12 protein-coding genes are annotated in these 14,813 nt (G+C 72.6%); 6 read left to right on the top strand and 6 right to left on the bottom strand.

Going from position 1 to position 14,813, the window contains the following annotated elements; all coding sequences use genetic code 11:
• The 3 genes from D7V93_RS06980 to D7V93_RS06970 form a co-directional block, all read left to right on the top strand.
• Positions 1–1,728 (top strand): ABC transporter ATP-binding protein (locus tag D7V93_RS06980; RefSeq protein WP_244237151.1); only part of this gene is annotated, 1,728 nt, incomplete at its 5' end.
• A 195-nt stretch (positions 1,729–1,923) separates the two neighbouring features.
• Positions 1,924–2,316 (top strand): hypothetical protein, encoded by a 393-nt coding sequence (locus tag D7V93_RS06975; RefSeq protein ID WP_120642627.1) that lies wholly within the window; start codon positions 1,924–1,926, stop codon positions 2,314–2,316.
• Positions 2,317–2,389: 73 nt separating this feature from the next.
• Complete coding sequence (locus tag D7V93_RS06970) at positions 2,390–3,328, top strand: hypothetical protein (RefSeq protein ID WP_120642626.1); 939 nt, start codon at positions 2,390–2,392, stop codon at positions 3,326–3,328.
• Here the strand turns inward: D7V93_RS06970 and D7V93_RS06965 are convergent.
• On the bottom strand, positions 3,297–3,956 hold the full coding sequence (locus D7V93_RS06965) for a hypothetical protein (protein ID WP_244237150.1): 660 nt from the start codon (positions 3,954–3,956) through the stop codon (positions 3,297–3,299). The two genes, D7V93_RS06970 and D7V93_RS06965, sit on opposite strands and share 32 nt — an antisense overlap.
• 178 nt (positions 3,957–4,134) lie before the next feature.
• Here D7V93_RS06965 and D7V93_RS06960 point away from each other — a divergent pair, with 178 nt between their 5' ends.
• Entirely contained in the window at positions 4,135–4,902 is a 768-nt protein-coding gene (locus D7V93_RS06960; protein ID WP_120642624.1) for a hypothetical protein, read from the top strand.
• 2 nt (positions 4,903–4,904) lie between these two features.
• Complete coding sequence (locus D7V93_RS06955) at positions 4,905–5,459, top strand: hypothetical protein (protein ID WP_372338296.1); 555 nt, start codon at positions 4,905–4,907, stop codon at positions 5,457–5,459.
• A 4-nt stretch (positions 5,460–5,463) separates the two neighbouring features.
• On the opposite strand, the gene D7V93_RS06950 is transcribed toward D7V93_RS06955, so the two are convergent.
• From D7V93_RS06950 to D7V93_RS06930, 5 genes are all read right to left on the bottom strand, one after another.
• Entirely contained in the window at positions 5,464–6,174 is a 711-nt protein-coding gene (locus tag D7V93_RS06950; protein ID WP_120642623.1) for a hypothetical protein, read from the bottom strand.
• Between the two features lie 11 nt (positions 6,175–6,185).
• A complete protein-coding gene (locus tag D7V93_RS06945) occupies positions 6,186–7,145 on the bottom strand; it encodes a pilus assembly protein (protein WP_120642622.1) in 960 nt (319 codons plus the stop codon).
• 5 nt (positions 7,146–7,150) lie between these two features.
• Positions 7,151–8,698, bottom strand: a complete 1,548-nt coding sequence (locus D7V93_RS06940; protein ID WP_120642621.1) for a pilus assembly protein — start codon at positions 8,696–8,698, stop codon at positions 7,151–7,153.
• Entirely contained in the window at positions 8,677–9,474 is a 798-nt protein-coding gene (locus D7V93_RS06935; protein WP_120642620.1) for a TadE/TadG family type IV pilus assembly protein, read from the bottom strand. The genes D7V93_RS06940 and D7V93_RS06935 overlap by 22 nt, the downstream gene beginning before the upstream one ends.
• Positions 9,475–9,573: 99 nt before the next feature.
• On the bottom strand, positions 9,574–12,618 hold the full coding sequence (locus tag D7V93_RS06930) for a helicase-related protein (RefSeq protein ID WP_120642619.1): 3,045 nt from the start codon (positions 12,616–12,618) through the stop codon (positions 9,574–9,576).
• 317 nt (positions 12,619–12,935) lie between these two features.
• Here D7V93_RS06930 and D7V93_RS06925 point away from each other — a divergent pair, with 317 nt between their 5' ends.
• Positions 12,936–14,753 (top strand): sensor histidine kinase, encoded by a 1,818-nt coding sequence (locus D7V93_RS06925; RefSeq protein ID WP_244237152.1) that lies wholly within the window; start codon positions 12,936–12,938, stop codon positions 14,751–14,753.
• The last annotated feature ends 60 nt before the right edge of the window (positions 14,754–14,813 follow it).

The raw sequence follows: 14,813 nt of genomic DNA, 5'->3' as shown, positions 1-14,813 counted from the left end.
CTCCTGGGCTACCTGGCCCCCTACCGCCGGCTGCTGCTCGCGGGAACGCTGGCCTCGCTCACCGCCGCGGGCGCCACCGCCGCGTATGCGTGGATCGTCGGGCCCCTGCTGCGCGCCGTCCTCACCGGCGCCCCCGTCTCCGTCGCGGGGATGACCCTGTCGCCGGAGGCGCTGCTGTCCCGCCTCCCCCTGCTCGTGGTCGCCGTGGCCCTGGTGAAGGCCACCGCGCAGTTCCTTCAGGGGGGCCTGATGCAGCGGCTGGGCCAGCGCGTGATGGCCGATCTGCGGGGCTTCCTCTACGGCCGCCTGCTTGCCCAGCCTCCCGCGTTCTTCGAACAGCGTCACTCGGGAGAGCTGGTGGCGCGCTTCACCTCGGATGTTCCGTTGGTGGAGTTCTCCGTCACCCAGGCGTTGTCATCGTACGTCAGGGATGGGCTGCAGATCGTCGCACTGCTGGCCACGTGCTTCCTCATCGACGCGAAACTGTTTCTCTTCACGTTCGTCGTGGTGCCGGTGACCGTGCTGCCGGTCAACCGCTTCGCGCGCTCCCTGAAGAAGGTCGCCACGCGCTCGCAGGCGAGCCTGGGAGCGCTCAGCGCCATCACCGCCGAGCAGCTCCAGAACCTGCCCGTGGTGCAGGCGTACGGGACGGTGCCGCGCGCGCTGGAGTCCTTCGACGCGGAAGCCGACGCGTACCTGGGCGAGATGCGCCGCTCCCTCTTCATCCGCGGCGCGTTCAGCCCCACGGTGGAGCTCCTGGGCATCGTGGGCGTGGCGGCGGCGGTGGCGTGGGGCGCGAGAGCGGTGTCGCTGGATCCGACGCTCGCCGGACGGCTGCTCTCCTTCATGGCGGCGGCGCTGCTGCTCTACCAGCCGGTGAAGTCGCTGAGCGGCACGCTGTCCCAGGTGCTCACGGGGCTGGCGGCGGCGGAGCGGCTGTTCGCGCTCGCGGACGCGCCGGTGCCGCCGGACGTGGGTGACGAGGCCCGCCCGCTGTCGCGCGCGCTGGAGCTGTCCGGCGTGCGCGCCACCTACGCGGACGGCCGCGAGGCCCTCCAGGGCGTGGACCTGACGGTGCCCGCGGGCGCGCGCGTGGCGCTGGTGGGGCCTTCAGGCGCGGGCAAGACGACCCTCTTCTCCGTGCTGCTGGGCTTCCTGCCCCCGAGCGGCGGCGAGGTGAAGTGGGACGGCGTGCCCCTGTCGTCGCTCAAGTCCTCCAGCGTGCGCGGGCAGGTGGCCTGGGTGCCCCAGGAGCCGGTGCTCTTCTCCGGCACCGTGCGCCACAACCTGCGCCTGGGGCAGCCGGACGCGCCGGATGAAGCGCTGTGGGAGGCGCTGCGGCTGGCGCACGCGGAGGACTTCGTGCGCGCGCTGCCCGGCGGCCTGGACGAACCCGTGGGCGAGAGAGGCGGCCGGCTCTCCGGAGGCCAGCGCCAGCGCATCGCCCTGGCGCGCGCCTTCCTGTGCCGCCCGTCGCTGCTGCTCCTGGACGAGCCCACCAGCGCCCTGGATGCCACCAGCGAGGCGGCGGTGGGCGCGGGGCTCGCGGCGCTGATGAAGGGCCGCACGGTGCTCGTCATCGCCCACCGGCTGGCCACCGTGCGCGACGCGGACCTCATCGCCGTGGTGGAGGGCGGCCGGGTGGTGGAGTCCGGCACCCACGCGGAGCTGCTCGCGCGAAGGGGCCGCTACGCCCGACTCCTGGGCGAGGGCGCTGTCGCGGCCTGAACACCGCGCGGCCCCCCGAGCCCCTCGCTCCGGCCTCCTTCGCCACGGACTGTTCAGTCCCAGGGTGCGACCTGGACCGGAGTCCCACCGCGCCCTGGCGGACGATGCGCGACCCTGGGGCCGTGCCCCACTGCCCACGCCCTTCCCGCGGCCTTGCGCGGGTGGGCCTGCCCTGCCAGCCTGCGGCGCCGTCCCATGCGTCCGACGCCGCCCCGCGAACGAGAGCCGCTGTCACTCGACGCGCTCCTCATCGTCCCCGCCCTGCTGCTGGCCGGGGGCGCGTGCGTCGCGGTGGTCGCCCGCCACTTCGCGCTGGCCGCCGCGGCCACCGTCACCCTCGTGCTCGTCCCGCTCGTCTTCCGCTTGTGGACGCGCACCTGGTACCGCGGCCTCGTGCTGCGCGGGCTGGGCCTGTTCATCGCCGGCATGCACCTGCCCATGCTCGTCAGCGGCGCGCTCGCCTACGGTCGCATCGGGTGTGAGCCCGCGGACTGCGGCCAGACGATCCTGCTCGGCATCATCCTCGCACCCGTGTCCGGCGCTCTCAGCAGTGTCCTCTACTGGCTCGTGGGTCGTCCTCCCGTCTGAATTACCGGGGAAGCCAGGGAGCCTATTCTTACTGGAAATGCTTGTTCCAGTCAGACCACACCTCGCGCCCGGCATGTTCGTGGCGTTGGCCGTTCCCGCCACGGTGTGCGTGCTGGGCTGCACGCTGCCCATGTTCCTGGGAGGCCCGCCCGGACTCGTGAGCGTGGTGGCCTCCGCGGGCCCCTTCGCGCTGCTGGTGGGGCTGGCGCTGGTGGTGGAGGTGCCGCTGCTGACGTGGGCGGCGGGCTCCACGCTGCTGGGGCGGGCGGTGCCCCTGGCGGTGATGGTGGGCATGGCGACGGTGCCGTGGACGCTGGGGCTCCTGGGCACGGAGGTGCTGCTGGAGCGGATGCAGGCGGCGCTGCCGCTGGTGGGCGCGGAGGACGCGGGCGTCGCGCTGACGGCGGGCATGGGCAAGGCGATGGCGCCCCGGCTCCTGGGCGCGTGGACGAGCGCGGTGCTGCTGGGCTCGCTGTCGGTGGCGCTGGGGGTGGCGCGCTTCAGCCACGCGAGCATCAGCCGGGGCACGCGGCGCGGGCTGCTCTTGGGCAGCCTGGTGTCGGCGGCGCTCGCGGGCATGGCGCTGGTGGGCGCGCTGGAGGCACACCACCTGTTCACGCTGCTGTCCCGGCTGTCGCGGGCCCCCGGCGCGCTGCGGCCGGACCTGATGGCGGAGGGCATGGCGCAGGCGGCGCGGCTGCGCACGGTGCGCTGGAGCTGCCTGGGCTGCCTGACGGTGCTGGCCTTCACCTGGCTGACGTACCGCGCGCGGGAGGCCCGGCGCGCGCCCACGCTGGAGTGGGCCGGCAGCCTGGTGCTCACCATCGCGGTGGTCGGGCTGCTGGTGCTGGACGCGCACCCGCTTCACACCACGCTGGGCCCGGAGCGTGTCACCGCGGGCGATGAGAGCGGGCTGCCCGCCCCGGTGCCTGGCGACGCGGACGCGTCACTCGTGCTGGGAAGGCGCTCGCCCGCGCGCGTCAGCTGCCGCGCATCAGCACGAAGAGCATGATGATGGCCACCACGAAGGCCACGCCGAAGACGGCCACCAGCACCAGCCCTTCCGAGCGGCGCACCACCGGGGGCAGCACCTCGTTGGGCAGCGCCTCGCCGTAGCGCAGCACCGGCTCCGGCGGCGCCTCCGGCTCCGGCGTCAGCGCCGGCTCTGGCGCGGCGGAGACGGCCACGGCCACCCGAGGCGGCGGCGGCATCACGGGCGCGAAGGCCACGTTCCGCCCGAGCGGCTCCGGCGCCACGATGCTGGACATCTCCAGCCCCTCGCGCGCCAGCGCCAGCACGCGCTGCATGTGGAGGATGTAGCGGTCCTGCCCCGCGTAGGTGGCCAGCGCCTGCGCGGCGCGCACCAGTCGTTGGGGCACGAGCTCCGGATCCGCGCGCACCTCCGTGGACACCGGCGGCCTGCGCGCCTCGCCGGACTCCACCCGCCCGGTGCGCACGCCCTGGCCGCTGGCCCAGATGCAGTGCTCGTCCAGCAGCGTGAGCTCCTGGCGCCGGACGCGGCCCTCGTCGTCCACCAGCGACAGCAGCTCCGCGCCCTGGGGGCTCAGGTGCCAGACGGTGCGCAGGCCGTTCTCACCCGGAGGTCCCTCCACCGCTCGCGCCCGATAGAGTTCCTGCATCGCGGACTTCAGGGTGTCGGACGAGGTTTCCACGGCCATGAATGGCGCACAGTAGGGGCGCCCGGCCGGAAACGGAAGCCAGCCCGTCCCCGGCCCGGCTGCCCCCCGACACCGTCCATGCAAGGGCGCGAATGGCCCGTGCGCGGACCCCTGGCTTGTGTCTACCGTCCACCCCACGATGAGCCGTTCCAAAGACCGAGGCCCCGACTTCGTCCGTCAGTTCGAGGGTGTACAGACGCTCGACGGATTGCTGGAGCTGGCTGGCAGTCCCTGTGACACCGCCGAGGTGCTCGAGCGCATGCGCGAGGCGCGCGCGGAAGGCGACTCCTCCAGCGACGTCATCCCCACCCTCTTCGCCGAGGAGCCCCGCTTCAAGGACCCGGAGCTGGCGCGCCGGCTGTACCAGAACCTGCTGGGCCTCTGGGACCTCGTGCAGGAGGGCAAGGCGGTGCGGCTGGAGGAGGACGAGGGCCCCCGCCCGCCCCGGCCGAAGAAGGAGCGGCTGCAACCGCCCGCGCCCTTCCACCCGGGCGAGCCTTCGAGCGAATTCGTGGAGGCCGCCTGGCGTTATCTGGAGGACGACGACAAGGCGCGCACGCGGCTGATGCATGCCTACGAGAACCGGCAGGATGGCCTGCTGGGTGCGCTTGACGCCGCAGGCCTCACGGACGAAGGTTACGGAGTCGCCCGGCACCTGCTCTTCGAGCTGCACGCCATGCTGGAGCTGGGCTGGCCGCCGGGGCTGACGGCCGCGGAGCCAGCGGCCCTGGACAGGGATTCGGATGCGCCGCCCGCGCCGGACACCCTGCAGGCCTACGTGACGGAAGCGTTGTTCGAGGCGGAGCATGACGAGGAGCACCCCCTCGCTCCCGAGGAGCTGGCGCAGGTGCGCACCCTCGTCCGGCGGGGACTGGCGGCGCTGTGGCGCGCCCGCAAGGGGAGATGAAGATGGGTCGAGACGACAACGACGGTGGTGGCTTCACCGGCAAGCGCAACAAGTCCTACCGCGAGCTGGACGCGCAGCGGGGCAAGAGCAAGTACCACTCTCGCCAGGACGACCCGGCGCAGCAGAAGCTGGAGCGCAGCGCCAGCTACCAGAAATACAAGACGGCCGCGGACGCCCTCTTCACCGGCGGGGAGCTGCCGGAAGGGCTCGCCAAGACGTTCGACCCTGAAGGCAAGCGCAAGGCCCAGAAGGCCGCCCTCCAGAAGGTGCAGGACTCGGAGACGCGCGCGGACTGGGTGAAGGGCGTGGTGGAGTACCTGGAGAAGTACCCGGAGCTGCCCGAGGACGCGTACTTCCTCGACAGCCTGCTGGACCACCCGCGCGACCGCATCGTCGACCAGGCGCTGGCGAAGCTGGAGGCGCTCCAGGAGGCGGGCACGCTCCAGAAGAAGGTGCCCAAGAGCCTGGATCAGCGCCTGAAGTCCATCGAGCTCACCGGCCTGGACCCCGACATGCAGGGCCGCGCGAAGACGCTGCGCGAGAAGCTGCGCGCCTGAGCCGTCAGCGCGCGCGGGACTGGTGGAGCAGCACCACCGCGCGCCGGCCCTCGTCGCCGGCCCGGTGCGTGAGCCGCAGCTCTTCTCCGGGCCGCGTGTAGACGCCGGCCTCGTCGCCGCGCTTCCACCCGGCCTTGCCCAGCGCGTCGTCGTAGAACGCCTGCACCTGCGCGCCGGACAGGGGCACCTGGAAGGACAGCGTGCGCGAGCCCTCCGTGTTGACGCGCAGCGCGCCCTGCGCCCCTGGGGGCAGCGGCGCGAAGTCATTCTCCGTGCCGGGCGCGCGCGCCAGGGCGTGGTTGGCCTCGCCCAGGTACAGCGTGGTGGTGCCGTCCGGCTGCGCCATCAGGATGACCGTGTAGGTGATGCGGCGGCGCGGATCCACCGCGGTGAGCATGGCCGCGTTGTTCGCCAGCTGCGGCTGCTCCTTGCCGGGTGGCACGTAGAGCCCGCCGTCCCGGAACGCATCCGCGAAGCGCTGCACCAGCTCCCGCGCGGACTCCTTCACGTGCACCGCGCGCAGCGCCACCGGTATGCCGCCCGCCTCGACAATGTCGTTGGACTCCACGTACTCCAGCACCTGGAGCCTGGGCCACGCGAAGCGCGGCGGCTCCGGCGGTGTCCCGGCGTCGGGGGCCGAAGCCGGGGCCCGGGGCTTCGGCTGCGCCAGCACCGGCGACGCCAGCACCAACACCCCGCCGAGCAGCGCGGACACGGCCCGGCGGCTCAATGCGGCACGCCTCCCAGCCACTTCCCCTGCCGGGGCGTGTCGTAGGTGGGGCCACCCGGAGGCACCAGGAAGGGCGTCACCTCCCAGCGCGGCTGTCCGCCCGCGTGCGTGGCGCCGAGGTTCTCCTCGTAGTTGTCCTCCTCGCCCCGGAAGCTCATGAAGAACTGGCTCTCGTCGATGGCGACGGTCGCGCCCACGACCCCCGCCAGCGCGGTGCCCGCGTTACCCGCGCCGCCGTTGGCCTGGTACACGCCCTCCGCCCACTGGTAGTAATCCGTGTTCTGGCAGCGCACGGCGTTGTTGATGTTGAGCGCGCACGAGCGACCTTCGGCCAGGCTCGACAGGCCCCAGTCGTCCAGCAGCATCGCGAAGCGGCCGTCGCACACCCCGTCGTTGCCCGCGCGGCCCGCGGCGCACACGGTGAACGGCCGCGTGGCGCGACGGGTGGACACGCGGAAGAACTCCGGCCGCATGAACTCACCGATGCGCGAGGCCTGCATCGACGACCACGCCTGGCAGGAGATGCCCTCCGCCTCGAAGTTCATGTTCGACAGCGGAGCGATGCCGGCCGTGGTGATGCCTTCGATGCCCGCGCCCCCGGGCAGGTTCGGCTGGCAGGTCACCTGGATGGGCCGGGCGCGCGCCATGGCGAGCTGGATGGTCATCCCGCCGCGGTCCTGGCTGGAGCGCCCGTCGAAGTCCCGGTAGCGCCCCGCCGCCTCGGCGGCCGCCTGGGCGATGGGCAGGTCGCGCTGCCACACGCCGTTGGCCGGGTCGTGCTGCACGTGGCCCGTGGCCTCCCAGAGCGCGAAGTTCGCCGCCTCCTGCACCTTCAGCGTCAGCGCACCCACCTCCGCGAAGTAGATGCCGAACATCAGGATGGTGACGAACACCATCAGCCCCAGCGCCGTCTCCACCAGCGCCTGTCCCCGCCGTACCGCCGTGCGCGTGCGCATGGGGGTCAGTACCTCGCGCCCGTGGAGCTACCGCCCCGGAAGCCCGCCGCGTCCAACTGGCGCAGCGCGGCCGCGTGCTCGGTGAAGCCCGCGGCGGACAGGCTGCCCGCGGGGCTGTCGTCGGTGGTGCCCTCGGCGCTGGCGAGCGTCGCGCGCCAGAAGGGGTTGAGGAAGTTGGGTGGTTCGCGCCAGCCGCCGCCGTCCGCGACCGGGCGGGGCCGGTGGTAGTAGGCGAGCCCCGCGGACAGGGCCACCTGGTTGCGCTGCACGTCCTCGCGGCCTGTGGGCTGGATGCGGCCCAGCGGGCTGGAGTTGTCGAAGTCCGTGGAGATGCCCGCGAAGTTGAACTGGAAGTAGATGTTCCAGGGGTCGGGTTGCGCGCGGCGCGCGGGGCCCGCGTAGTCGCGCGACACCACCGCGTACAGCTTGGGCTGGCCGTAGTCGTTGCGCCCCGGGTTGCCACCCTGGAGCAGGCCCACGTTGAAGCCGACGGAGTAGGGCCAGATGCCCGGACACACGTTGCACTCGCCCAGCGTGTGCCGCTCGTCCACGCGGTCGGCGCCCTCGGTGCCCTGCCCTGGCGCCGGGTGCGCGGCATAGACGTGCTGGTCTTGCGGCGTCTGCTTCTCGTCGGACATCACCCAGGAGCCCTCTCCCGTTCCCGTGACGGGCTGGCCGTTGACGGGGCAGGTGAACGTCCGCGCCGCGCCGTGGTCATGCGCCCACGAGTTGCGCCCGGAGATGGTGTCGTAGGTGGACGGATCCATGGACGACACGTCGGCGTAGTGCTTGAAGCCGTAGCCCCCGCCGTTGGCCCCACCGGTGCCGAAGCCCGCACTGCCGCCGGGCCGGTTGTGCACCCACGTCCAGCCCAGGCTGCCCATGGTGGCGTTGAGCGTGGCGCGCCCCTGGTTGCCGCCGGTGGGCAGCACCGCGCCGGCGGTTTCCGGCACCGTGCCAGTGCGCTCCTGGAGCATCAGTTTGACGTAGTCGGGCGCGCCGCTGCCGCCGCTGACCTCCATCATCGACTTCGCGGCGCCCTGCTTCACGGCATCCAGGTCGGAGCCCGCCGCCTGCACGATTTTCTTCACCAGCTTCTGGTCCGTCAGGTGTTCGGTCAGCAGGGTGCCGTACAGCGCCAGCTCCGCGTGGAACAGGGCGCTCGCGTTGCCCTGGAGCACCCGCGTCTGGGTCCCCGCGGCATCGTCCGCCGCAGAGAAGGCCGCGTCGGGGATGGCGCAGCCGTTCTCCTTGGCCACCGCGTAGTGCTGGCCGCTGTAGCTGATCAACGACTGGGTGCCGGCCATGGCCACCATGTTGGCGATCTGCGCGCGGTTCATCACCGCGATGGCGTTGAACGTGCGCGCCACCGACACGGCCTGGCTGTAGGCCGCCGCGTCCGCCGCCATCTGGATCTCCACGCGCTCCTTCGCGCGCATGCCGAAGCCCAGCGTCATCAGCACCATCAACGTGAGCAGCAGCAGCGTGAGCGAGAACAGGACCAGCGCCTGCCCCCGGCCGCCGCCGTGCCTCAGAAGCCGTGCAGGCTGCATCCAGCGCCTCCGTTGAAGTTGTTCGCCTTCACCGGGCTCATCATCCGCATCGCCGCGTGCACCTGGATGGGGAACAGGTAGTGGCCCTGGTCGCTCCAGCGCACCATGCGCTCACCCAGGTCACCGCCGGGCCAATCGTCGTCGCCCAGCTCCACGTCGGTGTCGTTCCACCAGTCCGACTTCTTCTGCGTGAGGATGAGCGGGTTCGCGTTCGTGTAGTTCTTGAGGTGGAAGTGGGCCAGGAACATCCGGCTCATCACCCAGTCCGCGAACGGGATGCGCATGTAGTACCAGGCCACCATGCGGATCTCGAGCGTGCGCCGCTGCAGCTCCACCGCCGAGTTCGTCGGCACGTCGAACAGCAGGTCCTCGTTCCCGCCCAGGCTGCGCACCCAGCCCACGGCCGGCGACTCGCGGACGATCTCCACCATGGGCCCTTCGGTGAAGAGCGTGCCCCGCGTGCCGCGCACGCGCAGGTAGTTGCGCTCGCGGTCCGCGAAGGCCGCCGCCAGCTTGGGCCCCGTCGTGGTGGACGCCACCGTGGGCAGCATCGTCACCAGCGCCGCGTGCGTCATCGCCTCGCAGCTGCCGTGGTTGAGGCTGCCCGCGCGCACCGCGCGGTACACCGCCACCTGCGCCAGGATGCGGCCCTGCAGCAGCATGAAGAGCTGCAGCGTGCCCAGCACCAGGAACACCACCAGCGGCATGCACAACGCCGCTTCCACGGCGGCCTGCCCGGATTCGCGATGCCGCCGTTGGGGGTCGGAGGAGGCCATGAGGGGTATGGGCTTCCTCCTAGATTCTTGATGATTGGGGAATCGGTCAAATGGCCGGAGCCGGGTGGGACAGCATTTCCATTCCCGCCCAACGGTTATTCAACGATTGAGGCTGAATCCGCAAGCCGCGTCCAGCACCACCCGGGCCCCCGCGAGCGCCTGGAGCAGCCGCCCGTAATGTTGGCGCTCCGCGTCAACCTGGGACTCCACCGCCTCCGGGGGCAGGCCCTGGTGGGAGAGGGAGAGGCGCAGGCGGGCCTCGGCGGCGTCGCGCTCTGCTTCCAGCGCCTTCTGGGCCTTGCTGGCGCGCCGTGTCAGCTCCTCCTGGGCGGCGGCCTGGGCCACGGGGAGGGCGGCGTCCACGAAGGGGCCGAAGCCAGGGAAGGCCTGGTGCACCTCGTCGCCCTTGAGGGCGCGGCCGTCCGCCTCCAGCGCGGGCAGCACGGAAGCGTCCGCCACGGGGCCTTCCGGGCCGTCCACCACGGCGACGGGCAGGAGGGTGCGCTCCAGGAACCGCGCCAGTTGACGGCTGGGCACGCGCGCGCCCGGGGAGGTGTCCTCGGGCTCCGGGAGCTGGACGTGGAAGAGCAGCTCCAGGCCGCGCGCCGGCTTCTTCAGCCCGCGCTTCTCGATGAGGCGGAAGCCGCTGCGGCCATAGGGCCCGTCCTTGAGGAAGCCGAACAGGGCCTCCACCAGCGGGTGGCCGGTGGCGAAGTACTCCAGCTCCTCCGCCTCCACGGCGGTGTCGCGCCAGAAGGTGCCCAGCAGCGTGCGGTCCTGCATCACGTCGATGCCGGGCAGCCCTTCCACGTTGAGCGCGTGGCCGAACTGGAAGGCCACCTGGAAGGCCTCCACCTGCTCGTCGGTGTCCACGCTGATGCCCACGCGGCGCGCCAGCTCCGTGACGGTCTCCTCCAGGCGCTCGTCCAGGTCGCGCGCCACGCTCCACAGGCCGTCCTCCAGCGACGGAGCGTCCTCATCGTCCGGATCCGCCGGCTCGTCTCCCATGCGCTCGTGCGCGCGGGCCACCAGCCGGGCGACGGCGGGCTTGTCGAAGCTGCGCACGTCCAGCAGCGGGTCATACGCGCGCGTCACCTGCGCGCGCGCCGCCTCCACGCGCGTCTTCAATTCGGCCGCGTACGCGACGCGCGCCTCACGGGGCAGCAGGGCCAGCTCCGCGATGCGGGCCTCCACCTCCTCCAGCACCGCGTCCAGGCCGCCCACCGTCTCACCGAAGACGCCGACGGCGTCCGCCAGCAGCATCAGCACGTCCGACGCGAGCGTGCCCGCGGGGTCGAAGACGTGGATGTCCACCGGGTGCGCCTGGCCGATGCGGTCCAGGCGGCCGATTCTCTGCTCCACCGTGGAGGGGCTCCACGGCAGGTCGTAGTGCACCAGGTGGTGCGCGAACTGGAAGTTGCGGCCCTCGCCGCCCACCTCCGTGCAGATGAGCACCCTGGGCCCCTCCGGGTCGCGGAAGCGCGCCACCTGCCGGTCGCGCTCCACGAGCGGCAGATCGCCGTGATAGCCCAGCGCCTCCACGCCCTCGCGCGACAGCTCCGACTGGAGCGACTCCAGCGTGTCGCGGCTCTCCGTGAAGACGAGCACCTTCGCGCGCGGCTCCCCCTTCCAGAGGTCGCGCAGCACGCCCACGAACGCGACGAACTTCGCGTCCCGGCCGGGCAGCTTCAGGTCCGCCTCCTTCAGCGCGGGGTTCGCCCGCACCGCGCCCGCGAACGCCGCGGGGCTGGACTCCAGGCGCCGGAGCACGTTGGCCAGCGGCGCGCCTCTCAGCGTGCCCTTCGCCAGCGTGTCGAGCGCGGCGTCACGCGCCTGCAATTCCTCCGGCGTGGGGCTCACCGGGTGCCGGTGGAGCCTGCGCTGGGAGAAGCCACCCACCACCGCGCGCCGGTTGCGCACCAGCCGGTCCGACAGGCTGTACGTCTCCGCCAGGTGCTCGAGCAGCGCCTCCCGCTCCTTCAGCGTCTGGAGGCGCGCGTCCTCCGGGAAGCGCTTCGCCAGCGCGGCCACGGCGGCCTTCGCGCCCTTGCCCTCCAGGAGGGCGCGCACCGCGGCGGACAGCTCCTCCTGGCGCTGCAGCCGCGCCTCGAAGCCCTGCACCGTGGGCGCGGTGGTCGCGTCGATGAGGGTGAGCAGCCCGTGGTACTCCGCAGGGTCCAGCTGCATGGGCGTGGCGGTGAGCAGCAAGAGGCCCCAGCTGTTCGCGGCCAGCCCCTGCGCGGCGGCGAAGGCCTTCTCGCCCTTGAGGTGGTGCGCCTCGTCGATGATGACCAGGTCCCAGAAGGCGTCCCCGGCCGCCACCTCCTCGCGGTGCTCGCGGGTGCGGCTGAGCAGCTCCAGGCTCGTCACCACCAGCGGGAAGCGCGCCCACGGCGACACGTCCGGCGCCTCCTTCAGCGACTGCTCGTAGCGGTCCGAGTCCATCAGCGTGAAGAGCTGGTTGAACTTGTGGAACAGCTCCACCAGCCACTGCACCGTGAGGTGGCTGGGCGCCACCACCAGGCACCGGCGCGCCAGCCCCACCAGCCGCAGCGCGCTGAACACCATGCCCGCTTCAATCGTCTTGCCCAGGCCCACCTCGTCCGCCAGCACGAAGCGCGGCCGGCGCGCGGACAGCACCCGCTGCACCACGCCCACCTGGTGCGGCTTCACCATCACCCGGCTGGCCAGCAGCGCCCCCAGCGCGTCGCCCCGGCGCTCGTCGTCCAGCACCAGCGCCTGCTTGCGCAGCATGAACGCCTTCGCGTCCCCCACCCGCCCGTCGCGCAGCGTGGAGAGCAGGTCCGAGCGCGGCGCCAGCGCGCGCACCTCCGACTCCGGCAGCTCGTCCTCCTCCCCGGAGTCCTCGTAGCGCACCACATAGCGGCGCAGGCCCCGCGCGCCGGGCTCCTCGCCCAGGATGGTGGCCTTGCGCCCCTTCGGCGTCTGGATGGGTTCGCCCTTCGGCAGCTGATACGGCACCAGCGCCCCGCCCCGGGTGGACACCAGCACCGGCGCGTCCTCGCGGGACGGGAAGGCGATGAGCGCCTTGGCCCCCTCCTCCTGCAGCGACACCAGATGCCCCACGCCCCACTCGGGTTGCGGGAGGTAGCGGACCTTCAGACCTTCGACGAGAGACGCCATAGAGGAGCAACAACCGGGTGCGAAGAGGGGGGCGCTCCATAACGTCCCAGCGCCCGGAAGGCCATTTCACGGGCACCCGGGAAGGCCCGGCCCCGGCCGCCTGCCCGGGGGAGCAGCCCGCACCAAAACCTGCCTAAACCGACATGCAGGCAATCCCTGGGTGGAAGGGCACCCTGCCCGGGAGTGCGATGTTACTCAGCCTACTTTTTCAGTGATGCTGACGATCCTTCTGCACAGCTGCGCTCGGTGCCGTCGGGGGGGAGTGCCACATGCTGCGTCGCTGGACCTTCGCACAGAGGGTGGGGGCGGGTTTGTCCGTGTGCCTTCTGGCCGGACTGCTCCTGCTCGTCACCCTGGCCTCCACGGCCCACACCCTGGCGGTGGGCGACACGGAACCCCTTCACCGCGCATCGGACCTGCGCGCGCTGCTCGCAGGGCTGCTGGGCCTGGGCTGCGTGACGGCGCTGATGATGGTGCTGCGCAACGCCCTGGGCCCCATGCACGCCGAGCGGCTCCAGAGTGAACAGCGGTTGCACCTGTTCATGGATGGCGTGTCGGACTACGCGCTGTGCTTCCTGGAGCCGGACGGCGCGGTGTCCTGCTGGAGCACCGGCGCGGAGCGGCTCACCGGCTGGACGGCGACGGACATCGTGGGCCAGGGCGTGGAGCTGCTGCACACGCCGGACGCGGTGGGCCGGGGCCAGCCGGCCTCCTACCGCGAGCGGGCCGCCCGCGAGCGGCGCCTGCAGTCCGAGGGCTGGCGGATGCGCAAGGACGGCTCGCGCTTCTGGGCGGAGACGCTGCTCACCGCGCTGTATGACGAGACGGGCCGGCTGCAGGGCTTCGCGGAGGTGACGCGCGACATCACCGAACGCAGGCGCACGGAGCGCCTGCAGGCGCTGCTCGCCGAGGCCGGCCGCGTCCTGCAGCCCCAGGCCGGCGCCGAGTCCCTGGGCACCGCCCTCACCCGCCTGTGCGTGCCGGAGATCGCGGACGCGTGCGTGCTCTACCTCCCGGACGAGGACGGCCAGGTGCGCCCCGGCGCGGTGTCATACGCGGACGCGGCCCTCCAGGGCCGGCTGTGGGAGCCGCTCCTGCGCACGCTCACGGCGGAGGAGCCCGGCCCCGCCCGCGTCATCCACACCGGCCGCGCGGAGCGCTTCGAGGACGTGGACCCCACCCGGCTGCCCGCGTCCGTCAGCCACAGCGCCTATGGCGAGCTGTGGCGCGCGCTGGGCGTGCGCTCCGCCCTGAGCGTGCCGCTCGTCGTGGACGACCGCGTGCTGGGCGCGCTGTGCCTGCTGTCCACCCAGCCGCACCGCCGCTACGGCGCGGTGGACCAGGCCTTCCTGGAGGAGCTGTCCGCGCGGGCCGCGCTCGCGCTGGACAACGCCCGCCTGCTCGCGGCGACGCAGGGCGCGCTGGAGCTCATCGGCGTCGCGGCGCACGACCTGGGCAACCCGCTGAGCTCGCTCCAGCTGCGCCTGCGCCGCTTGCGCCTGCAGTGCGCCCCCGCCCACGCCCCGGACCCGCGGCTGCGTGAGGGCCTGCTGCTGGCCGAGGACGAGACGAAGCGCCTGGGCCGGCTCGTCCACAACCTGCTGGACCTGTCGCGCCTGTCCGGCGGCCGGCTGGAGCTGGAGTCCCGGCCCATGGACCTGTCCGAACTCGCGCACGAGGTGGTGGCGCGCCACGAGGACCAGGCCGCCGCCGCCGGCTGCGCCCTCACCGTCCACGCCCGCGGCGCCGCCCCCGGCCGGTGGGACCGCCAGCGGTTGGACCGCGTCCTCACCAACCTGCTCAGCAACGCCCTCAAGTTCGGCCGGGGCCAGCCGGTGGAGGTGTGCGTGGAGGTGGACCCCGACGCCCGCCGCGCCCGGCTCGTCGTGCGCGACCACGGCGCCGGCATCCCCCAGGAGGACCAGCCGCGCCTCTTCGCCCGCTTCGAGCGGGTCACGACGGACAGCCGCGCCCCCGGCTTCGGGCTGGGCCTCTACATCGTCCGGCAGCTCGTGGAAGCCCACGGCGGCACCATCCGCGTCCACAGCCGGCCGGGGGAGGGCGCCGAGTTCATCGTCGAACTCCCGGCTACCCTGGAAGCCCCGGTGGGAGTCGCTTCCGCGATTCGGGCCTGACCCGTCCGGGTAGGTTGTGCCCCAGCAGCCCCTCCCATCCAGTCCCAAACACTCAAATTC

The organism is Corallococcus llansteffanensis (assembly GCF_003612055.1).
Classification (GTDB): Bacteria; Myxococcota; Myxococcia; order Myxococcales; family Myxococcaceae; genus Corallococcus; species Corallococcus llansteffanensis.
This window is presented reverse-complemented; position numbering and strand designations above follow the sequence as displayed.